Origin of the sequence: Hydrocarboniphaga daqingensis, from assembly GCF_900129825.1 — a bacterium.
Lineage (GTDB): Bacteria > Pseudomonadota > Gammaproteobacteria > Nevskiales > Nevskiaceae > Hydrocarboniphaga > Hydrocarboniphaga daqingensis.
In genome coordinates this window covers 1-22,055 of the sequence record NZ_FQWZ01000009.1, presented here as the reverse complement: position 1 = coordinate 22,055, position 22,055 = coordinate 1, and the positions used below count along the sequence as shown (strand labels likewise).

The 22,055-nt window shown below is 64.0% G+C and carries 17 protein-coding genes; 10 read left to right on the top strand and 7 right to left on the bottom strand.

Translation table 11 applies throughout. The features are described 5' to 3' along the window. Nucleotides 1-6: 6 nt before the first annotated feature. Nucleotides 7-1,845 carry an acyclic terpene utilization AtuA family protein gene (locus BUB09_RS16170; protein ID WP_072899453.1) on the bottom strand — a complete coding sequence of 613 codons (1,839 nt, stop codon included), beginning with the start codon at nt 1,843-1,845 and terminating at the stop codon, nt 7-9. Nucleotides 1,846-2,012: 167 nt separating this feature from the next. Beyond that, nucleotides 2,013-2,648, bottom strand: a complete 636-nt coding sequence (locus BUB09_RS16165) for a TetR/AcrR family transcriptional regulator (protein ID WP_072899451.1) — start codon at nt 2,646-2,648, stop codon at nt 2,013-2,015. Nucleotides 2,649-2,914: 266 nt separating this feature from the next. On the opposite strand from BUB09_RS16165, the gene BUB09_RS16160 reads away from it, so the two are divergent. Together BUB09_RS16160 and BUB09_RS16155 are read left to right on the top strand one after the other, a co-directional pair. Continuing rightward, nucleotides 2,915-4,591, top strand: coding sequence for an AMP-binding protein (locus tag BUB09_RS16160; RefSeq protein ID WP_245793322.1), 1,677 nt, complete (start codon nt 2,915-2,917; stop codon nt 4,589-4,591). Between the two features lie 76 nt (nt 4,592-4,667). Continuing rightward, entirely contained in the window at nt 4,668-7,193 is a 2,526-nt protein-coding gene (locus BUB09_RS16155) for a DUF1302 domain-containing protein (protein ID WP_245793321.1), read from the top strand. A gap of 99 nt (nt 7,194-7,292) precedes the next feature. Here the strand turns inward: BUB09_RS16155 and fadA are convergent, their stop codons facing one another. Next, nucleotides 7,293-8,456, bottom strand: a complete 1,164-nt coding sequence (gene fadA / locus BUB09_RS16150) for an acetyl-CoA C-acyltransferase FadA (RefSeq protein WP_084083525.1) — start codon at nt 8,454-8,456, stop codon at nt 7,293-7,295. A 30-nt stretch (nt 8,457-8,486) separates the two neighbouring features. Further along, a complete protein-coding gene (gene fadB, locus BUB09_RS16145) occupies nt 8,487-10,640 on the bottom strand; it encodes a fatty acid oxidation complex subunit alpha FadB (RefSeq protein WP_072899445.1) in 2,154 nt (717 codons plus the stop codon). Between the two features lie 221 nt (nt 10,641-10,861). Between fadB and BUB09_RS16140 the strand changes: the two genes are divergently transcribed. Both BUB09_RS16140 and BUB09_RS16135 read left to right on the top strand, forming a co-directional pair. Beyond that, nucleotides 10,862-11,371, top strand: a complete 510-nt coding sequence (locus tag BUB09_RS16140) for a phasin family protein (protein WP_072899442.1) — start codon at nt 10,862-10,864, stop codon at nt 11,369-11,371. Nucleotides 11,372-11,461: 90 nt separating this feature from the next. Next, nucleotides 11,462-12,388 (top strand): ArsR family transcriptional regulator, encoded by a 927-nt coding sequence (locus BUB09_RS16135; protein ID WP_084083520.1) that lies wholly within the window; start codon nt 11,462-11,464, stop codon nt 12,386-12,388. Nucleotides 12,389-12,430: 42 nt separating this feature from the next. On the opposite strand, the gene dnaQ is transcribed toward BUB09_RS16135, so the two are convergent. The 3 genes from dnaQ to BUB09_RS16120 are packed head-to-tail and all read right to left on the bottom strand — an operon-like array spanning nt 12,431 to nt 14,441. Then, nucleotides 12,431-13,150 (bottom strand): DNA polymerase III subunit epsilon, encoded by a 720-nt coding sequence (gene dnaQ / locus BUB09_RS16130; RefSeq protein WP_072899440.1) that lies wholly within the window; start codon nt 13,148-13,150, stop codon nt 12,431-12,433. 23 nt (nt 13,151-13,173) lie between these two features. Further along, nucleotides 13,174-13,626 carry a ribonuclease HI gene (rnhA, locus tag BUB09_RS16125; RefSeq protein ID WP_072899438.1) on the bottom strand — a complete coding sequence of 151 codons (453 nt, stop codon included), beginning with the start codon at nt 13,624-13,626 and terminating at the stop codon, nt 13,174-13,176. Continuing rightward, on the bottom strand, nt 13,623-14,441 hold the full coding sequence (locus tag BUB09_RS16120; RefSeq protein ID WP_072899436.1) for a class I SAM-dependent methyltransferase: 819 nt from the start codon (nt 14,439-14,441) through the stop codon (nt 13,623-13,625). Before BUB09_RS16120 ends, rnhA begins: the two co-directional genes overlap by 4 nt. Nucleotides 14,442-14,480: 39 nt before the next feature. Here BUB09_RS16120 and gloB point away from each other — a divergent pair, with 39 nt between their 5' ends. The 6 genes from gloB (at nt 14,481) to BUB09_RS16090 (ending at nt 21,796) form a co-directional block, all read left to right on the top strand. Continuing rightward, nucleotides 14,481-15,311, top strand: coding sequence for a hydroxyacylglutathione hydrolase (gene gloB, locus BUB09_RS16115; protein ID WP_072899434.1), 831 nt, complete (start codon nt 14,481-14,483; stop codon nt 15,309-15,311). Between the two features lie 121 nt (nt 15,312-15,432). Continuing rightward, nucleotides 15,433-15,978 carry a hypothetical protein gene (locus BUB09_RS16110; protein WP_139250325.1) on the top strand — a complete coding sequence of 182 codons (546 nt, stop codon included), beginning with the start codon at nt 15,433-15,435 and terminating at the stop codon, nt 15,976-15,978. Next, the gene (locus BUB09_RS16105; RefSeq protein WP_139250324.1) at nt 15,975-17,834 is read left to right on the top strand and encodes a tetratricopeptide repeat protein; all 1,860 of its coding nucleotides are present in this window, start codon (nt 15,975-15,977) and stop codon (nt 17,832-17,834) included. Before BUB09_RS16110 ends, BUB09_RS16105 begins: the two co-directional genes overlap by 4 nt. Next, nucleotides 17,831-20,698, top strand: a complete 2,868-nt coding sequence (locus tag BUB09_RS16100; protein ID WP_072899427.1) for a tetratricopeptide repeat protein — start codon at nt 17,831-17,833, stop codon at nt 20,696-20,698. Before BUB09_RS16105 ends, BUB09_RS16100 begins: the two co-directional genes overlap by 4 nt. Then, nucleotides 20,682-21,395, top strand: a complete 714-nt coding sequence (locus tag BUB09_RS16095) for a tetratricopeptide repeat protein (protein WP_139250323.1) — start codon at nt 20,682-20,684, stop codon at nt 21,393-21,395. Before BUB09_RS16100 ends, BUB09_RS16095 begins: the two co-directional genes overlap by 17 nt. Further along, the gene (locus BUB09_RS16090; protein WP_072899425.1) at nt 21,392-21,796 is read left to right on the top strand and encodes a hypothetical protein; all 405 of its coding nucleotides are present in this window, start codon (nt 21,392-21,394) and stop codon (nt 21,794-21,796) included. The genes BUB09_RS16095 and BUB09_RS16090 overlap by 4 nt, the downstream gene beginning before the upstream one ends. Nucleotides 21,797-22,055: the final 259 nt, after the last annotated feature.

The window sequence follows — 22,055 nt, the reverse complement described above, 5'->3', positions numbered from 1 at the left end:
GCTTTTTCAGCAGTCGGGAAGCTGAGCCGCCAGTGCGGCATCCACCGGCACCGGAAGATCGAGCAGCATTTGCGCGAAGGCCTTGCCTTGCGGATCGGTACGCAAGCTGCACGCACCACCGCCGCCAAGCGCGTGATGCAGCAGGAAGTTGAAGCTATGACTACCGGGCAGTTCCCAGCGATCGACGCGGCCCTGACGACCACCGGCTAGAACATGCGCGAAGTAATCGCGCACCACCGCCGCGGTCAGCTCACGCCGCAGCAACGGCATGAAATCGGCACGGCGCGCGATCACGCCGATATTGGCGTGATCACCCTTGTCACCCGAGCGGGCGAGCGCGAGACGACGCAGTGGCACCCGCTGCGTGTCGGCAGTGGCTGGCTCATGCGCAACGTCGGACGTCGCTGTCGGCGCCGTTGATTCCTCCGAACCATTACTCGATACCGCGTCGGCAATCGGCACCAACTGGCGCCGTTCGCCGACGACGATGGCAATCTCGATGCCCCGCTTCGGAACCAACGTCGAAAACAGCCTCGGAATCATGCTCGGCTCGGGCCTGCCGGCGTTGAAATAGCCAGTAAAGCCTGGCGCCATGCCGGTGGCAGCCTGTGCAATCTCGCGTGCGAACAGCTTCAGCGCTTTGGGATTGCGATGCTGCGTCACGATCTTGACGACGACCTCACGGGTTGCCGCCGCTCCAGGGCGCGCATGCGGACCGTAGCTTTCTTCTGCACCGATGCAGTGAATGTCGACGCCGCTGAAGTCGCCAAGACCCGCCGCCAGTAGCTGGCGACGTACTTTTTCGACGATGGCATTGGCGGACGCACGCCCCTTGGCGGCTGCATTGTCGCCACCGATCATGAACAGAGCGGCGCAGCGCATGCCATCCGGATAGGTCGCCGACACTTTGTAAAACGCACTCGGTGCACGTCCGCGCGCACCGCTGACGGCGACGCGGTCCCTGCCGACGGATCGCAGTTGCACCTGAGTGAAATCGCAGATCACGTCCGGCAAGCGATAGGCCTGCGGATCGCCGATCTCGTAGAGCATCTGTTCGAGCACCGTGTGTGGCGTCACCGCACCACCGGTTCCTGCTGGCTTGGTGACGATCATCGCTCCAGCAGCATCAACCTCCGCGATCGGAAAGCCCATGTCGACATAACCATCGGCGATCTGCTGCCAGTCGGTGAAGTTGCCGCCGGTCATTTGCGCACCGCACTCAAGCAGGTGGCCGGCCAGCGAGCCAGCGGCGAGCCGATCATAATCATCGGTATGCCAGCCGAAGCGCTGGATCAGTGGGCCGAGTACGACGGCGGAGTCGACGCAGCGACCGGTTACGACGATATCGGCACCGGCATCAAGCGCAGCTGCGATCGGAAACGCACCCAGGTACGCATTCATCGACACCAGATTGTTCGGCAGCGGCTTGCCGGTATCGAGTTCGCTGCAGTCGACATAGTCGCGGCGGCGCGGCAACAGATCATCCCCGACAACAGCGCCGACCGTCAGTCCGCCGCCCGACTTGGCGATCAGCGCTTCCAGCGCGGCCTTGCAGGCCAGCGGATTGACACCACCGGCGTTGGCAACGACTTTGATCCCGCGTGCCTTGAGCTGCGGCAGCAGAGGCCCGATCACATGCTCAACGAAATCGGTGGCATATCCATCGTCAGGCGACTTCATGCGCTTGGCCGCCATGATCGACATCGTGATTTCCGACAGGTAGTCGAACACCAGCACGTCGATATCACCGCGCTCGACCAATTGCGCCGCAGCGGTATGCGTGTCACCCCAGAACGCCGACGCGCAGCCGATGCGCAGGGCTGCCTTGCCCGCCTGCTCCCGCATACCCGGTCTCCTCCGTGGTGCTGGACGACCCGGCAGCGTCTTCGCGGGCCGAGCGTTATTGGTCTGTCCGGATCATTCCGCAGGGCTCAACACAATGTCAAGACAGTGTGTCCGATTTTCGCGCAAATCGACGTATCGACCGATCCGCCAAAGCAGGGGCGCAACCCTCAGCGGCGCGCTTTGTCCGGTTCGTACATCGCGTGCCAGACCACATGCGCCAGCGCTTGGGCCAGCGAGCGCCGCCGCTGCGGGGCGGCGCCGCGGCCGAGTTGGTAGCAGGTCGCGTCGACCATCAGCGTCAGCGCCTCGGCGACTTCACGCGCGACACCGGGCCGCAAGCGGCCGGCTTCCTGGATGCGATCATGCGCAACGCGGCTGCCCTTGAGCACGCCGCCGAGCAACTCTTTGAACGCCTTTTCGGAACTGGCGTCATAGGACGAGGTTTCGACCAGCGCACGCATCACGCTTCGGTGACGATCGTAGACTTCCAGTACATCCAGCATCGCGTCCGCGAGATCGTCGAGCCGCGCCGTGTCGGCGATTCGCCACCAACCGTCGCAGGCCTGCATCAGCTCTTCGGCGACACGCGCCGCGAGCCGCTGCACCAGCGCACCCTTGTCCGCGAAGTAGATGTAGAACGTCGAGCGCGCGATGCCGGCCTGACGCGCCAACTGCTCGACGCTCAACTCGGTGAAGCTCAGACCGGAATCCAGCAGTTGCTCGGTAGCACGCAGCAATGCACGTTCGACCTGAAGTTGCTTGTCGACTCGCTGCGCTCGCGATGCGCGGGTAATGGAGGCCACCGGTACTCACTGGTCGTTGCTGTCAGATTGCAGCTTGCCGCATCGGACACGATCTGCGCCAGCGTCATCGCCTGACCCCATCTGTCGGACACTCTGTCCAATCTGGGTGTTTGATTATTCAAAACGCCCTTGCTAACGTCGGCAAAACCCAGCTGGCGTATTGACCGGCGGGATATGAACACGACTCGCCGTCATGAGCGGCCGGGCAGCTGGAGGAGAGAGGTATGCAGGATCAAGGATCGTCTGCGCCCGCAGTGGCGGCAGCAATGTTGCCGCTCCAGCGTCTGTATGCGCACGAACGAGAGCGTCCCAGCGCGATGTACCTGAGCCAGCCGCTGGCCGACGGCAGCGTGGTTGAGTTCAGCTGGGCGCAGACCATGGACCAGGCACGGCGTCTGGCAGCCTACCTGCGAAGACAGGACTGGCCGCCCGGCACGCACATCGCGCTGTTGGGCAAGAACAGCGCCTGGTGGTTCATCGCCGATTTCGCGATCTGGATGGCGGGCCACGTCAGCGTGCCGCTGTATCACACGCTCAACGCAGCCTCGATCCGGCAGATCATCGATCACTCCGGCTGCCGGGCCTGCTTCGTTGGCCGGCTCGACCAGCCCGGTGTCGTTGATGACGGCCTGCCCGACGGATTGCCTCGCATCCGGCTCCGCGATGCCGCCGCGTCGGTGTCCGGCGCCGACTGGGACGCAATCCAGCGCGATACGCCGCCGATCACCGACAGCCCGCTGCGCGATGCGGGAGATGTCGCGACGATCGTCTACACCTCGGGCACGACCGGCATGCCCAAGGGCGTGATGCACTGCTTCGGCACGCTCGGCTTGGTCAGCTCAATGACGACGCGGATGTTTGGCGCCACGGCTGACGAGCGCCTGATCTCCTACCTGCCGCTGGCGCACATCGCCGACCGCGGCTTTTGCCAGCTGGCATCGGTGCAACTCGGCTGCTGCGTGTACTTCGCGTGGGGTGTCGAGACCTTCGTCGCCGATATGCACCGCGCCCGGCCGACGTTGTTCTTGTCGGTGCCGCGCCTTTGGACCAAGTTTCAACAAGGTGTCAGCGCGCGGATGCCACCGGCACGGCTGGCGCTGCTACTCAAACTGCCGCTGCTGCGCGGACTGATCCGGCGCAAGATTCTGCGCGGCTTGGGGCTCGATGCGGTACGCGTCGCGTTTTCCGGTGCCGCACCAACACCGCCGGACCTGTTCCGTTGGTATCGCGCGCTCGGCATCGAACTGCTTGAGGTCTACGGCATGAGCGAGAACTTCGGCATCTCGCATTGCGGACGCGTCGGGCAGTTCCAAGCCGGCTTGATCGGCCCGCCTTGGGACGGCGTTCACGCGAGGATCAACGCTGGCGATGGCGAGGTGCAGGTGCGCTCGCCGGGCTCGATGCTGGGTTACTACAAGGCTGAAGCGCTGACCCGCGACGCGTTCACCGACGACGGCTATCTGAAGACCGGCGATCGCGGCGAGATCAGTCGCGACGGCCAACTGAAGATCACCGGTCGCATCAAAGAGCAGTTCAAGACCAGCAAAGGCAAATTCGTGGTGCCCGCACCGATCGAGAACCGACTCAGCTCCGGTGGGCGAATCGAAGCCTGCTGCGTGACCGGCGGCGACGAACTCCCCTCGCCGCTGGCGCTGGTGATGCTGTCGGCGGACGAGCACGCGCGCTGTCTGCGCGACGCCGATGCACGACTCGAAACGCAAGCCTGGCTCGAGCAGCGGCTGGCCGACACCAATGCCGAACTGGATCGCCACGAACGACTCGTCTGCCTGGTGGTGACGGCAGAAGCCTGGACCGTCGAGAACGGCATGGTGACGCCGACGATGAAGGTCAAGCGCAATGAAATCGACGCGCGCTACAAGCGACATATAGCGAACTGGTGTGCCGAAAAACGCCCGGTGATCTGGGCACAGGCCTCGAGCTAATCGCGAGAACGTCCGCAGCACCTCGCCTAGGCGCGGCGCTTTGCCGCACGCGCCGGCGTGTTCCGGGAGAGCATCGATGAAGCGCATGACGACGGTCGTCTACAAAGCGGTGGCCGGGCTCAGCATGGCCCTGCTGTTGGGCCACGGGGCGCAAGCCGTGGAATTGGAGCTGCCGTCGATTGGCGGCAATGCCGTCGACGGCGTGCTGAACAGCACGTTCACAGCCGGCGTCGGCATCCGCATGGAAAAGCCGAGCGACGATCTGATCGGCAAAGGCAATCTGGATCCAACGGTCTGTGCCAATCCGTTTCAGGGCTGCCAGGGGCTGTTTCGCGAACAGTCTGCGCCGGCGCGACGGATCGCCAATGCGCGCGGCGCCGCCGGTATGAACGGCGACGACGGCAACCTGAACTATCGCCAGTACGATGTGTTCCAGGCACCGCTGAAGCTCGATTCGGACCTGACGTTGCGCTGGGACGAGTTCGGCTTCTTCGGGCGCGTGCTGGCGTTCTACGACGTCGTCAACAACGACTTCAATCAGCGCCACGCCAACCGCATCACGCCCGAGAATGCCGATCGCGTTGCGCGCAACGGCACGTTCATCCCGGTGCCGCTATTGCAGAGCACGATCGGCGCACTGCCGCCGGCGCTGCAGCAGTTCGTCGGCGGGATTCCGATTGCGGCCGGCCGCTACTACGGCGGCGCCGAAGCGGCGCGCACGCGACGTGACGACGGCGAAACGCTGCGGCAAATCGGCACCGATATCCAGGCGCTCGAAGCCTACTTCTTCGGCAACTTCGAGATATTCGGCCACTCGGCCACGTTCAAGCTGGGCCGGCAGATCGTCAATTGGGGCGAGAGCACGCTACTGGCGCTCAATAGCGTCAGCAACGCCAACCCGGTCAACGCCAACAACGTGTTTCGCGTCGGCACGCTGACCGAAGAAGCGTTCACGCCGATTGGCATGGCCTTCGGCAGCGTGCAGCTGACCGATGCACTGGTCGTCGAAGGCTATTACCAGCTCGAATGGAAAAACCTCGAAGCACCCGCTCCCGGCAGCTACTTTTCGACGCTGGACATCGGCACCAACGGCGCCGGCCAGACGCTGAATCTGAGCTTCGGTGGTTCGGCAGAAGACCCCGACTGCCTGGGTAAGCTGCTCGACAATCCGCTGTCGCAGATCACGCCCACCTGCGTGACGATCAACCGCGTGAAGGACTTGGAGCCGCGCACCGGCGGGCAGTACGGCATCAGCCTGCAGTACTACGCCGAGAATCTGAACAACGGTACGCAGCTGAACTTCTACTACCAGAACTACCACTCGCGCATTCCGTACCTGAGCCTGTTCTCCTCGTTTCCGAGTTGTGCGCGGGCCGAAGGCAATCCGATGGGCATCGACGCCACCGACCTGCTGTCGTTCGTCATGACCTGCCCTGACCTGCCGCTGCTCAACGGCAATGAGACGACCGCGACATCGGATGCGGTGCCGTTCCAGACCGCTCGATTCGCGCTCGACTACCCCGAAGATATTCACATGTTCGGCGTCAGTTTCAGCAGCAACTTCGGCGACTACTCGATGCAGGGCGAAATCGCCTATCGCCCGAACAAGCCGATGCAGGTCGACGGCCATGACCTGACGTTCGCGGCGTTCGGACCGACGCTGACCAACTGCAACAGCGCGGCCGCCGGTTGTGCCGGCTCGCTGGTCGGCATCGGCTATCCGGAAGAAAGCGCACCGACGGGCTTGTACGGCAGCAGCGACTTCATCCCCGCGGCCGGCCAGACCGGTTATCGCGACACGGTCGATCTGATCGTCGGCCATGTGCCGGGCTCGGCGCGGGCTTTCCCGAACTACGTGATTCCGTATCGCGGCGGTGTTGCCGGCCAAAACGCGCCGTGTTTCCCCAAGCCCGGCACCGCCGAAGATGCGGCCTACGGCTTCGACCGCTTCGAACACCCGTATTACGAGTACGATCGCAGCAGCCCTTGCTACATCCGCGGCTACGAACGCTTTCACGACCTGAACTTCAACCTCGGCGCAACCCGCGTTTACGCTGCAACCGAAAATCCGATCGGCGCCGATCAGGTCATCGTTCTGTACGAAGCCGGCGCCGAATACGTTCCGAACCTGCCGGCGTACGACGAACTGGTGCTGCAAGGGCCGTTGACCGACCAGTTCGCGCCGACGGCTGGCGCCGATGGAACCGGCGCCGACGGGTCGCGCCGCGCCTGCGGTGGCGCCAGCAACTGTTCGATCGGCCCCGATGGCGTCCGATTCAACCCGAGCCAGCAAAGCTCGCGCGCGTTTCCGACCTCGTTCTCTTACGGCTACCGGATCATCTCGCAGATCAGCTACGAATCGGTGCTGCCCTCAATCAGCCTGCGGCCGCTGCTGATCTGGCGCCAAGACTTGGGCGGCATCTCGCCAGGACCGGCCGGCAACTTCGTCCGCGGCCGCAAGGAGTTCGATTCGCTGATCGAAATCCGCTACCGCGCCGACTTGTCGCTGAACGTCGGCTACACCTGGTTCTGGGGCGGTGGCGTCTATAACACGCTGGCCGACCGTGACTTTGCCCAGATGTTCGTCAAGTACCAGTTCTGATCAAGCGGCGTCAGGCCTGCATCAAAACACGGGTAACGCATACAAAAAAGGCCGGGAAACCCGGCCTTTTTTGTGACACCCGATATCAGAACTGCGAGATCAGACAACGCGCTCCAGCACCGTGGCCACGCCCTGGCCCATGCCGATGCACATCGTTGCCACGCCGTAGCGGGCATTCTTTTCAGCGAGCACATGCGCCAGCGCGCCGGTGATGCGCGCGCCGGAGCAACCCAGCGGATGACCCAGGGAGATCGCGCCGCCCTTGATGTTGACGCGATCAAGGCGATCCATCAGCTTCAGATCCTTCATCACGGCGATCGACTGCGCCGCGAAGGCTTCGTTGAGCTCGAAGTAGTCGACGTCCTTGATGTCGATGCCCGCGCGCTGCAGCGCCTTCTTCGTGGCCGGGACCGGGCCGATGCCCATGATCGACGGATTGCAGCCCGCCGATGCCATGCCGATGATCTTGGCCAGCGGCTTGATGCCCAGCGCTGCCGCCTTTTCGGCGCTCATGATCAGCGTGCACGAGGCGCCATCGGAAATCGCCGAGCTGTTACCGGCGGTGACCGAGCCCTTCGGATTGAACGCCGGCTTGAGGCTCATCAGGTTGTCGAGGCTGGCGTCGGGGCGCACGACTTCGTCGAAGTCGACGATGATCGGAGCACCGTCGGCATCATGACCCTGCGTGCCGACCATCTGGTTCTTGTACTCGCCGTTCTTCCAGGCCGCGTACGCCTTCTGGTGCGAGGCGAGCGCGAACTCGTCTTGGCTCTTGCGATCGATGCCATGCGTTTGCGTCAGCATCTCGGCCGTCAGGCCCATCATCGCCGCTGCCTTGGCGGTGTTCAGCGACAACTCGGGGTCGCCGTCGAAGCCGTGCGTCATCGGCACGTGGCCCATGTGCTCGACACCACCGCACAAGTACACGTCACCGACGCCGGCCTGGATCTGCGCCGCGGCGATATGGATCGCGCTCATCGACGAGCCGCACAGACGATTGACCGTCTGCCCGGGCACCGTCTGCGGCAAGCCGGCCAGCAACAGCGCGTTGCGCGCGATGTTGAAGCCCTGCTCCAGCGTCTGCATCACGCAGCCCCAGATCACGTCTTCGACGTCGGCCGGCTTGACCGCCGGATTGCGCTTGAGGATTTCTTGCATCAGGTGCGCCGACAGCATCTCGGCGCGCACGTTACGAAATACGCCGTTGCGCGAACGACCCATCGGGGTGCGGATCGCGTCGACGATGACTGCTTCATTAGCCATGTTCATTGACTCCAGCGTGAGCGCGAGGGCTCACTTCGAATAGAAAGTTTTGCCTTCGGCCGCCATCTTCTTCATCGACTCGGTGGGCTCGTAGAGCTTGCCCAGATGCGCAAATTTCGCGCACTTCTCGAGGATGGCCGGCAGGCCGATGGAGTCGGCGTACTTGAGTGCACCGCCGCGGAACGGAGGGAAACCGATGCCGTAGATCAAGCCCATGTCGGCTTCGGCCGGCGTTTCAACGATGCCGTCATCCAGGCAACGCACCGTCTCGATGATCATCGGCAACATGTGACGATCCATGATTTCCTCATCGCTCATGTCGACCAGGCCCTTGGGCTGCGCCGCCTTCAGCAGCTCGTAGGATTCGGGGTCGGCCGTCTTCTTCGGCTTGCCCTTGGGATCGGTCTCGTACTTGTAGAAGCCGACGCCGTTCTTCTGGCCGAAGCGCTTGTTTTCGTACATGACGTCAAGCGCCGTCTTTTCCGGCGCCTTGCCCATGCGGTCCGGATAGCCTTCGGCGAGCACGTCGCCGACGTGGTGGCTGGTGTCCATACCGACGACGTCCTGCAGATAGGCCGGGCCCATCGGCCAACCGAACTTCTCCATCACCTTGTCGACCTTGACGAAGTCGGCGCCATCGCGGATGGCGCCGAAGAAGCCGAAGAAGTAAGGGAACAGGATGCGGTTGACGAGGAAGCCAGGGCAGTTCTTGACGACGATCGGCGTCTTGCCCATCGAACTGGCGTACGCCACGACGCTGGCGATCGCTTCCTTGCTGGTCTTGGAGGCGTAGATCACCTCAACCAGCGGCATGCGATGCACCGGATTGAAGAAGTGCATGCCGAGGAAATTCTCGGGGCGCTTGAGCGCCGTCGACAGATCTTCGATCGAGATCGACGAGGTGTTCGACGCGATGATCGTGTTCTCGCCAACAATGCCTTCGACTTCGGCCAGCACCGACTTCTTGACCTTCGGATTTTCGACGACGGCTTCGACGATGATGTCGACGCCCTTCATCTCGTCATAGCTGAGCACCGGGCGGATCGACGACAGCACCTTGCCGGCCTTTTCCGGCGTTAGACGCTTGCGCTCGACTTCCTTGCTCAGCAGCTTGTTGGCTTCGTTCATGCCCAGGTCCAACGCTTTTTCAGCGATGTCCTTCATGACGATCGGCGTACCGCGGCTGGCGCTGGTGTAAGCGATACCGCCGCCCATGATGCCGGCGCCGAGCACGGCGGCCTGCTTGACCGGCTTGGCGATCTTGGTCGCGCTCTTGGCTTTCTTCTTCAGGAACTGGTCGTTCAGGAAGATGCCGATCAACGCATCGGCAACCGCCGTCTTGGCGAGCTTGGCGAACGCAGCGGCTTCGATCTTCAGCGCGTCATCACGGCCTTTGGATGCGGCCTTCTGGATGACCTTGACCGACTCCACCGGCGCCGGCATGTTCGGGCCAGCCTGGCCGGCGACGAAACCCTTGGCGGTTTCGAACACCATCATCGATTCGATCTGGTTGAGCTTGAGCGGGCCCTTCTTCTGCTCGCGACGCGCCTTCCAGTCGAGCTTGCCTTCGATGGCCAGTGACAGCGTGCGCAGCGCGGCGTCGCGCAGCTTGGCAGCCGGCGTGACGCCGTCGACTGCGTGAACCTTGAGTGCAGCGGCCGCCTTCTGCTGCGTACCGGCCGCGATCCATTCGATCGCGTTGTCGGCGCCGGTCAGGCGCGGCATACGCACCGTACCGCCGAAGCCCGGAATGATGCCGAGCTTGACTTCAGGGAAGCCGACCTGCGCCGAGTCGCTCATCACGCGATAGTCGGTCGACAAGCACATTTCGAAACCGCCGCCGAGCGCGATGCCATTGATCGCGGTGACGGTCGGGAACGGCAGATCTTCGATCGCATTGAACGACTGATTGGCGTTGAGCGCCCAACCGGCCAGTTCTTCTTCGGACATCTGGAAGTTCTTGCCGAACTCGGTGATGTCGGCGCCGACGATGAACACGTCCTTGGCGCTGGTCACCAGCAGGCCCTTGATCGACCCGTCGGCTTTCAGGGCGGCGGCAGCAGCCGCCAGTTCTTCGACAGTGTTCTTGTCGAACTTGTTGATCGCGTCTTCCTTGCGATCGAAACACAGCTCGGCGATGTCGCCGTCCAGTTTCGTCACGCGGATGGATTGGCCTTGGAACATGGCGGGAGCAGACTCCTGGTGGTTTGAATTCGGGCAGGTACGCATCGGCATTGTGACCCCGACGCGGCCATACTCAGCGGTATGGAAGGGCCCGGCATGATAGCGCTGGGCCGTTACCACCGTAAACAAAGGCGCTGCAGTAGCACGATCCAAGGTGACGGCGCTGTCGCAGGCACCTACACTCGGCTGACATCGTCGTGTCACAACTAAGGAGCGCTGCCTTGAAAGCCAAACACCGACTCGATCAGCTGAAGAAACAGTTCGATCGGATGCGCAAGGACTCGCTGGCTGCCGTCGGCACCGCCAACGAGGCCGTATACGCGGGGCTGCACAAGTTCGCCGACAAAGAACTCAAGGCACTGAGCGAGTACTACGACAGCGCGCTGAGCTCGCTGCGCGCAGCCAAGCAGGATCGCAGCGGCATCAAGGACGTGGTGCAAACCCAGTTCGACCTGATGCAGCAGACCGTGACCCGTCTGATCGCGCACGCACGCGAATCGGTCGAGGCCGCAACGGCGACGGCAAGCGGCAAAGCGGCGCCCGAACCCGCGATGGCCGCTTCGGCAGCGGCCAAGTCCGCGCCGCGCAAGGCGCCTGTGAAGAAATCAGCGTCGCCGAAGAAGGTCGCTGCGAAGAAGTCGGCGGCGCCGGCTGCAACGACCGCTGTCAAAGCGCCCGCTGCGAAAAAGGCGAGCAAGCCACGCGCGTCCAGCAAGAAAGCCAGTAGCTAAAGCGTCGATTGCATGGCCCAGCCCGCCCGCGCGCTGCGCCGGCGGGCTTTGCATTGCCCCTCCCCCGTCGTCAACCGTCGCTGCAAGCCCATGTCGCTGTCGCTAGAACAAGGCACTGAACTGTGCCGCCTGTTGGCCGATCCGAGTCGCTGCCGCTTGCTGCTGCTGCTGGAAGCCTATGAATTATCGGTGGCCGAGCTGACCGACATCACCGGGCTGGCGCAGAGCCGCGTATCGACGCATCTGTCACGGCTCAAGCGCGCGGCACTGGTGCAGGACAAGCGCGTCGGCAGCGCGGCGCTGTATTCGGCCAGCGGCAACGGCGGCGCCGCTGCCGACTTGTGGTCACATCTGCGTGAGCAGATCGACGATCGGCAAACCCGGATCGACCGCGAACGGGCCGAAGAAGTCGTACTGGCGCGCAAGCATGGGCAGACCTGGGCCGAGTCCGTCGCGGGCCGGATGGAACTGCATTATTCGCCGGGCCGCACCTGGGAGGCGACCGCGCGAGCCTTGATCGGCCTGCTGGAACTGGGCGATGCGCTGGATCTGGGCTCCGGCGACGGCGTGCTGACCGAGTTGATCGCCAGTCATGCCCGTCACGTGACCTGCGTCGACGTCAGCCCCACCGTGGTTGCTGCAGCGCGCAAGCGACTCGCCGGCTTCGCCAATGTCAGCATCGAAGAAGGCGATATGCATGCGCTGCCATTTGCCGATGCCCGCTTCGACCATGTGTTTGCGATGCATGCGCTGCCGTACAGCCGTCAGGCGGAGCAAGTGCTGCGCGAGGTGGCGCGCGTGCTCAAGCCGGGCGGACGCGTGGTGATCGCCACGCTTGGCGAGCATCATCATGAAGAAGCGATGCGCGCCTACGATCACGTCAACTTGGGGCTGACACCTGCGGCGCTGGCTGCACTGTTGCAGCGCGCTGGACTGCAGGTCGAGAGCTGCCGCGTTACGTCGCGAGAAACACGTCCGCCCTACTTCGAAGTGGTCACCGCACTGGCGCGCAAGTAGCCTCGCCGGTCGCGGCGATATCGCGCAGCGATCGACGTCGGGTCAATGCAGCTCGCCGCTCCAGATCAGCTTGTCGCCGCTTTTCTTGGTGATGGTCTTCAATCTGGCCTGATGCGCCGTCAGCTCATCTTCGGTCGGTAGCACCACGACCAGCGGCGCATCGGCGGGCGCGCCCAGCAGGTCGACGAAGCGCGAGCGCCGCGCGCCGCCGCTGCGCGAGCTGTCGTCGAGCATCAGCGCCGATTGCCCGCCGGTCATCGCCAGATACACGTCGGCGAGCAAGCCAGCGTCGAGCAGCGCGCCGTGATGTTCTCGATGCGAGGCATCGACTGCGTAGCGCTTGCACAAGGCGTCGAGGTTGACCTTCTGCCCCGGATGCAGACGCCGCGCGAGCAGCACGGTATCGATCACCTTGCAGACATCCTGCAACCGCGTGCCGACGCCGGCGCGACGGAACTCCTCGTCGAGAAAGCCCAAGTCGAAGCCCGCGTTGTGGATGATCAGTTCCGCGCCGGCCAGATAGTCCCAAAGCTTTTGCGCGACCTCGCGGAACTTCGGCTTGTCGGCCAGAAACTGCAGGCTGATGCCATGAACTTCCTGAGCGCCGGCGTCGATCTGCTTGTCTTCCGGGTGCAGGTACTGATGAAAGTTCTCGCCGGTGGGCCGGCGATTGCGCAGCTCCACGCAACCGATCTCGATCACGCGATGGCCTTGGCTGACTTCAAGGCCGGTGGTTTCGGTGTCCAGCACGATCTGACGCACGACAGTGTTCTCCGGGGTATCGATTAGCCGGCGCCGACGCGCGCACCGGCTTGCAGACAGCCCTTGTTCGCAAGTTGATCCGCCAGCTCGTTGCCCGGGTCACCGGCATGGCCTTTGACCCAGCGCCATTCGATCTGATGTCGCGCACAGGCAGCATCGAGCAGCTGCCACAAATCCTGATTCTTGACTGCCTTGCCATCGGCAGTGCGCCATGCCCGGCGCTTCCAGCCTGGCAACCATTCGGTCAGGCCTTTCATCACGTAGGTCGAATCGGTGTGCAGCAGCACCTGGCAGGGCTCCCGCAGCTGCTCCAGCGCCTGGATCGCGGCCGTCAGTTCCATCCGGTTGTTGGTCGTGCCCGGCTCACCGCCGCACAACTGCTTCTCGGTGCCGTTGTAGCGCAGAACCGCGCCCCATCCACCAGGACCCGGGTTGCCCTTGCAGGCCCCGTCGGTATAGACCACGACAGACTTCATGACGACGGCGTCTCCAGCGTCGGCGAGGCGACCGACTGTGCAGCAGGTGAGTTATTGGAATGGGCAGCGGAATGGGTCGCCGCGCCAGCACCGACGGCGCCGATCAGCGGCCTGACCTGAGCCCGTTGAGGACGTCCGACCCAGTTGACCGGCAACACGCGCTTCTTGGCCACCAGCAGGTAGGACGGCGCCAGCGGCGCCACCAACGTGCCGAGGCTCCACGCCTGATTCTGCGAGCGGGGCGCCAGCCATGGGAATCCGGAACCGAAACGCCGCACCTCAGTGATTTCAAAGTCGAGCAATTCGAGCCAGTCCTGCAGGCGACCGATCCGGTAGTAACGCAGCGGCGGCGGAAACGCGCGGTACCCCAGCCCCATCCGCTGACGCAGCACCCAACTGCCCAGCGGATTGAAGCCGATCACGAACAGTCGACCGCGGTCGCTGAGCACGCGCGCCGCTTCACGCAGCACGTTGTGAGGCGCCGAAGAAAACTCCAGCGTATGCGGCAACACCACGCCATCGACGCTCTTGCTGGCGATCGGCAGGTCCTCCGGCGCGGCCAAGGCCTGCGCGCCGAAGTCCGATACCGTGCCGAGGACGGCGCGGTGCAGCGTTTCGGTCGACTGGAGCAATTCGTCGCCATGTCCCCAGGAGCCGATCTGCAGCATGTGCCGGCCAAAGACCTCGGGCAACACGCGATGCAACTCGGCCTGTTCCTGGGCAATCAAGCGCTGCCCCTGCGGGGAGCGCAGCCACTGCTCAAGCGTGGAGCGGTTGAACGGTCGGCCGGAATGGCGTGTCGGTGCTGGCAACATCGTTGACTCGGGTTCGTTGAACCGACGACCATCTTAACCATGTCGATCGCGCTCTGCCCCGCCGCCCCCGCCGACCCGACGCTGCAGTTCGGCGTCATCCCCATCTTCAACGACAACTATGTCTGGTTGCTGTGTCGCGACGGCGAGGCGGTGGTCGTCGACCCCGGCGACGCTGGGCCGGTACGCGCCGCGCTCGACGGCGTTGGGCTTCGACTGAGCGCGGTGCTGATCACGCACCACCACTTCGATCATGTCGGTGGCATCGCCGCCCTCAACCCCAACGGTGACGTACCGGTCTATGGACCGCGCGCCGAAGCCGACAAGATCAAGGGCCTGACGGTACTGCTTGACGACGGCGATCAAGTCGAGTTGCTCGGCTGCCGGCTCGACGTGCTGGCCGTGCCCGGACACACGCTCGGCCACATCGCCTATCACCTCGCCTCGGCGGCGCGCCTGTTCTGCGGCGATACGCTGTTTTCGGGCGGCTGCGGGCGGCTATTCGAGGGAAGTCCGGCACAAATGAAGGCCTCGCTGGACCGCCTCGCCGCGCTGCCGGACGACACGGCCGTTCACTGCACGCATGAGTACACCGAATCGAACCTGGCGTTTGCGGCCGCTGTCGAACCTGCGTCAACGGCATTGGCCGAGTACCGCCGTTGGGTCACCGGACAACGCCACAACGGAGAGCCGACCCTTCCGAGCCGGATCGGGCTCGAACGCCGGATCAATCCGTTTCTGCGCTGCAACGAACCCGCGGTGCACGATGCCGCTGCTCGACATGCGGACCGGGCGATGCGCGATGCCGTCGACATTTTCGCAACGCTGCGTGCATGGAAGGACCACTTCCGTCCTCCGGCCGCGACAACCTGATCTGACCGACGGACGCCCCAACGGAGTGCACGGCTTTGCCGCTGAGTGGAGCGGCCCTGCTAAACTCGGCCAAACGACGACAGCACGATCCCTGATGCCTGCATTACGCGGTCATACGACCTTGAGACGGACCTTCTTTGCGTTGATGCTCGGCCTTGCCCCTGGCGCAACCGCCTGGGCCGACGCCGAGTCGGACGCCGCCCTGCAACTCGACCAATCGATCCAGGTGCTCAAGGATGAGGCGCTGCAATTCAACCGCGACGCCCAGTTGGTCGAGGAAGAGTTCAGCTACCCGCCGCAGACCCGCGTCGACGTCTACGTCAGCGTCGAGACCGCCGCGCTGCTGATGCGCACGATCAGCGTCAGCATCGACGGCAGCACCCCGGTCAACTTCGACTACAGCGACTTCGACGCTCGGGCGCTGCTCAAGAGTCGCGGCATGCAACGAATCGGCCGTTTCAATGTCAGCAAGGGCAGTCACAAGCTGCATGCCGAGTACGTGGGCCAGTACGCCGATGCCAAAGACGGCGAGCCCGAACTGGCCGATCGCATCGACACCGTATTCGACAAGACCCTGCTGCCGGCGACGCTGGAACTGATCGTCGGCAAGGCCAACCGCGGCGGCAAGCCGATCCTGCGCCTGAAGGAATGGAGACCCGCACCGTGAACGCCCGTTTGCTGAGCCGTCTGCTGACCGGTTTGGTGTTGGCCAGCTTCGGTGCCGGCGCTGCTCAGGCAGCCGTCGAACTCTACAAGCCGGGTGGCGCGAACGATCCCCACTTGCGCGCTGCGCGCTTTCTCGGCGAAGACAAGCGACATTTCTCGGCATTGACCGAGTTGCTGAAGCTCCAGGCCGAATCCGAAGGGCGACCGGTTGCAGCGTCCCAGTTCCCATGGCTGCTGGCCGACAACTATCTGTCGTTCGGCCTGCGCGAGCGCGCCGACACCGTCTATCGCGGCATGGCCAATGCGGCCAGCAGCGACCCGGTCCAGTACGGTCGTGCGCAACTCAAGCTCGCTCAGTTCGAATACACCCGGGGCTATTTGCCCGAGGCCCGGGCCACGCTGCTCAAGATGCGCGACGGCCTGCCGAGCGAGTTGCTGCTTGAATGGCAGGACCTGACTGCCCGCGTGCTGATGGCGATGGGCAAGGACGCCGAGGCGGTCGAGGTGCTGACCGAACCCAAGAACGGCAGCGACCAAAGCGACTTCACCCGCTACAACCTGGGCGTGGCCTTGCTGCGTGATGGCCGTACCGAACAGGGCCGGACCGTGCTCGAGCGCGTCGGTAATCTCGACCCGACCGACCGCGACTCGCTGGCGCTGATGGACCGCGCCAACATGACCCTGGGCTGGAACTTTCTGCAGAACCAGCAAGGCGCGGTCGCGCGGCCTCTGCTGCGCAAGGTTCGCGTCGAAGGCCCGTATTCAAATCGCGCCCTGCTTGGCTTGGGCTGGGCCGAGCTGACAGAGGACGGCAAGCGCGCCCGGCGAGCCAACGTCAACGACGGCGGCGACGACCGAGCTGCAGACCGGTTCGGTTCGTTTTCAACCCTGGGCGTGCTGCTGCGCCGAGGGTTGATCGAGGACGATCCGGTGCGCCAGCGGACGTTCCGACGCATCGAAGGTGCCTCCGATCGCGAAGAAGCACTCAAGGCTGCGCTGCCCGCCTGGCTGATCCTGGTCGATCGCGACCCGCAGGATCCCGCCGTTCAAGAAGCATGGCTGGCGATCCCCTACTCGCTCGACCAGATCGGAGCCCACGATCAGGCACGCGCGTTCTACGAGCAGGCCGTCGAGCGACTCGAAGTCGCGCGCAAGCGCACGAATTTGGCGATCGACGCGCTGCGTACCAACCGCATGGTCGAGACCATCGTCAAGCGCGATCTTGACGCAGAATCAGGCTGGAACTGGGAACTCAAGGACCTGCCCGACGCACCCGAGACCTACTACCTGCAGACGCTGCTGGCCGAGCACCGCTACGCCGAAGCGCTGAAAAACTACCGCGACGTGCGTCTGCTGGCGCGCAATCTCGACGCGTGGGACAAGCGCCTGTCCGACATGGAAAAGGCCTACACCACCGCCGATCGCGCTTCGGTCGACCCGCGAATGCTGTTTTCGCAGGCCACCGAAGCCAAGCCGGTCGAGCGACCTCGGATCAAGATCGAGCTTCGGCCCGAGTCGTCGCTATCGCCGCCGGGTCGTTATCGCAAGCCGTTGGCGGGGGGCGCAGCGGTCCGCCCCCAGCTGCAGTTGGCCGACGCGCCCAAAGTGCAGAATTTTGTCGGCACCTATGAACGGATCGGCCAGATGCGCCAGCGTCTTGCATCACTGCGCCCAAGCCTGGCGCGCATTGGCGATGAGCAGGGCCGATACCTGCAGCGACTCGGCACGGTTGAGCTGAAAGCACAGAAAGACCAGATCGAGAAGTACTTGGTCGAAGCGCGTTTCGCGCTGGCGCGGCTGTACGACCGCCAGACCGGCTCCAATGACCCCGACGAATACGAGATCAAGAAGAAATGATCCGCCTGCGACGCGCACTGAAGGCTGACGCGGCCAGCCCGCTGTCGCCGCTGCTGGGCGCCGCCTGCGCCGGCCTGATTCTGTCGGCCTGCAGCGGCATGCCGGCCGAGGTCAAGAACACCACGCCCACGATCCGCCAGACGCTGAAGAAGGAAGCGCCGATCGAGCAGCAGCTGCGACTGGATCGCACGGCTCCAGTCGCCCCCGATCCGGACAAAGCGCTCGAAAATTACCGGCAGTTGCTGCAACTCAGCCCGGACGACAACACGCGCGCCGAAGCCCAGCGCCGAATTGCCGACTTGCAGGTGCAGACCGACGATCTCAAGGGTGGCGGCGAAGACAGCGCCGCGACGCTGGGCAAGTCGATCAAGATTTATCAGCAGCTGCTGACCGAGCGACCCGGCGACGTCAATAACGACCGCGTGCTGTATCAGTTGGCGCGTGCACATCAGAACAGCGGCAACAGCGATGCGGCGATCGATACGCTGGCGACGCTCAACCGCGACTTCCCGCAGTCCACACTCGGCGGCGATGCCCACTTCCGCCGCGCCGAGCTGCTGTTTCAGCGCGAGCGCTTTGCCGAGGCTGAAGGCGAATACAAGATCGTCATGGACTTGAAGGACCGGACCCCGTTCTTCGAGCCAGCGCAGTACAAGTACGGTTGGTCGCTGTACAAGCAGGCCAAATACGACGCGGCGATCACCAGCTTCTTCCAGATTCTCGATCGCGAACTGCCCGAAGGCGAAGTTACGCGTGTCGACGCGGTTGAAAAGGTCAAGAAGGGCAAGAACGACCTCGTCCGTGACTCGCTGCGCGTGGTATCGCTGTCGCTGATTGCCCAGGGCGGCGGTCAGGCTGCCAACGACTACTTCAAGAAGTACGGCGACCCGCGCTTCTACCCGCTGATCTATGACGCACTCGGCAAGCTGCTGATCGAGCGTGAGCGCTTTACTGATGCGGCTGAGGCATTCGCGGCGTTCCCGCAGCGGTATCCGTCGCACCCGCTGTCGCCGGGCTTCCAGTCGCAAGTGATCGGCGCTTATCGCGACGGCGGGTTCAAGGACCTGGTGATTCGCGAAAAGGAGCGCTACGCGGTCACCTATGACCCGCAGGCCGCTTACTGGGCCGGCAAGCCGGCGACGCCGGAAGTGATGAACGAGCTGCGTCTGCACATGGAAGACCTGGCGCGCCATCATCACGCGCTGGCCCAGGCCGGCAAGGCCGACGCCGCCAAGGCGCGGCCGGAGTTCATCGTCGCCGCTGGTTGGTACAAGCGCATCCTCGAAGTGTTTCCGACCGACCCCAAGGCGCCGGACATCAACTTCCTGTACGGCGATGCGCTGCTCGACGGCGGCCGGACGCGCGATGCTGCCGAGCAGTACGCCCGCACCGCTTACGACTACAAGACCCATCCGCGGACCACCGATGCGGCGCTGGCCTCGTTCCAGAGCTACGAAAAATACGCGCGCGAAGTGCCGGCCGGCGAACGCAATGCGGCGCTGCGGCTTGCGGTCGATTCCGGTATCAAGCTGGCTGACAGCTTCCAGTACCACCCCGAAAAGCTGCCGGTACTGACGCAAGCCGCGCAGGACCTGTACGAGATGAAGGCGCTCGACGAGGCGATCAAAACCTCGCAGCGCGTGCTCGACAACACGCCGCCGGCCAAGCCCGATCTGCAGCGGATCGCCTATAGCGTGATCGGCGACTCGCAGTTCGAGCTCAAGCGCTACCCGCAGGCCGAAGCCGCGTTCTCGCAGGAACTCAAGCTCACGGCCGCAACCTCGCCGACCCGCAAGGAAGTTAGCGAACAGCTGGCGGCATCGATCTACAAGCAAGGCGAAGCCGCACGCGACGCGGGTGACCCACGTCGCGCCGTCAACGACTTCCTGCGGCTGGGCGAAGTCGTTCCCGACGCCAGCATCCGCCCGAACGCCGAGTACGACGCAGCGTCCGTGCTGGTCGAAATGGAAGATTGGCCGACTGCGGCGCGCGTGCTCGAAGGCTTCCGCACGCGCTTCCCGGCCAGCAAGCTGATCCCGGACGTCGACAAGAAGCTGGCCGTGTCCTACCAGAAGGACAACAAGCCGGCCGCGGCAGCAGCGGCCTACGCACGCATCGCGCAGCGCCCGACCGAAACGGTGCCGGTGCGGATGGAAGCCGCGTGGTTGTCGGCCACCTTGTTCGACGAAGCCAAGCTGCCGGCTCAGGCCGGGCCGGCGTACCAGACTTACGTGACCAGTTATCCGCGCCCGATCGATCGGGCGATGACGGCACGCTCGCGCCTGGTCGACTACGCGCGCGACGGACGGAATGTCGAACAGCAGCTGTTCTGGCTGCGTGACATCGTCAACGCCGATGCATCGGCGGGGGCCGAGCGCAGCGATGCGACGCGTGCGCTGGCCGCCAAGTCGAGCCTGGAAGTGGGCCGCATCACGGCGGCGCAGGCGAAGACCTTGCGGATCACGTTGCCGATCGAGGCCTCGCTGCCGGCCAAGCAGAAGGCCGTCGAAGCCGCGATCCAGGCGTTCAACCGGGCTGCCGGCTACGGTTTTGCCGACGTCACCACGGCCGCGAGTTACGAACTGGGCGTGCTGCATCAGGACTTCGCCCGGTCGCTGGTCGATTCCGAACGTCCGAAGAAGCTGTCCGATCTCGAACTGGAGCAGTACAACCTGCTGCTCGAAGAGCAAGCCTTCCCGTTCGAAGAAAAAGCGATCGAGGCGCACGAGAACAATCTGCGGCGCATTCCGCAGGGTATCTACGATGAATGGGTCGCCAAGAGCGCCAAGGCGCTGGCCCAACTCGCGCCCGGCAAATACGGCAAGCGCGAGAAAAGCGAGGAGTTTTATGAATCGCTCAAGTAAGCGCGTCGGCATCGCCGCATCGCGGCCGATCACGACGTGGACCACGCTGCTGCTGGTCGCGGTGCTGACCGCCTGCGGCGGCGGCAAGACCACCAAGCCCGACCGTCCGGCCCCGCCATCGCCCACAGCCAACGCCGAACCGACGACGCCGGTTCCGGACAAGGGCGATCCCGAGGCACGCTTCAAGCAGGCCCTCGAACTGATGAAAGGTCGCAAGACGGCCGAAGCCGAATCAGCGTTCCTGAAGCTGGCGCAGGACTTCCCGGACTACGCCGGGCCGCAGATGAATCTCGGCATCCTGTATGCCAAGAGCAATCGGCGCGACGTCGCGATATCGGCGTTCAGCCGCGCGGCGACGATGAATCCGCAGAACGCGTCGGCGTTCAATTGGCTGGGTATCGCCAACCGTGAAGCGGGCAACTATCCGCGCGCACAGCAGGCCTACGAGAAAGCACTCGCGGTCAAACCCGACTATGCGGCGGCCCATCTGAACCTGGGCATTCTGCTCGATGAATATCTGAAGCAGCCTGCGGCCGCATTGCCGCATTACCAGGAATACCTGCGCCTGTACGGCAAGGAAGACCTGCGCGTGCTGGCTTGGATGGCCGAAATCCAGGCGTCCCAGAAAGCCGCAGAAGCCACTGCGGCACCCAGCGCCACTGCGCCGGTCCCGGCCAGCACCGGAGCCAAAAAATGAATCGGTACTGCGGCATCGTGTTGTTGTTGGCGGCCGCGCTGCCGTCTTGGGTCGCTGCGCAGTCCGCGCCCAAGCCTCCCACCGACGAACTGCCGGCGGTCAACACCAGCGGTGGCATCACCAGCACGACGGCGCCCGCAGCGCCGCCTCGTGCCACCTCGGGCGGCGCCAACAGCGGCGGCACGACGATCATCGGCGAACGCGAATCCCCCATCGGCCTGTACATTACGCCGTGGCGCAATGCGTCGGCGGAAGTCGATATCGACCGCCCGGCGCGCTTGCTGTCGGTGCAGCTCGAAGGACTCGATCGCAAAGTGTTCAGTCGCCAAGTGGAATATTACGAGGCCCTGACCGCTGCACAGAAAGCCAAGACACCGCCTGCACCGCCGGCACGGCCTTAAGTCAGGACGCATTCCACGCCAGACCATCGGCCACTAAACTTTCGACGCTCGCGCCCTGGTCCACGACCGAAGCGCGTCACGTCATCCGGCATTTCCGCGTCATTGCAGTACCGCAGTCCGTAACTTTCCTGTTTCGATAACCTGTTATTTCAGCGACCCGCAGAGGAGCGAGCTCCATGGAGTTTTTCAATCACGTCATCCGGTTCTTTCAAGGTGGCGGCGCGTTTATGTATCCGATCGCGCTGGTGCTGGCGATGGC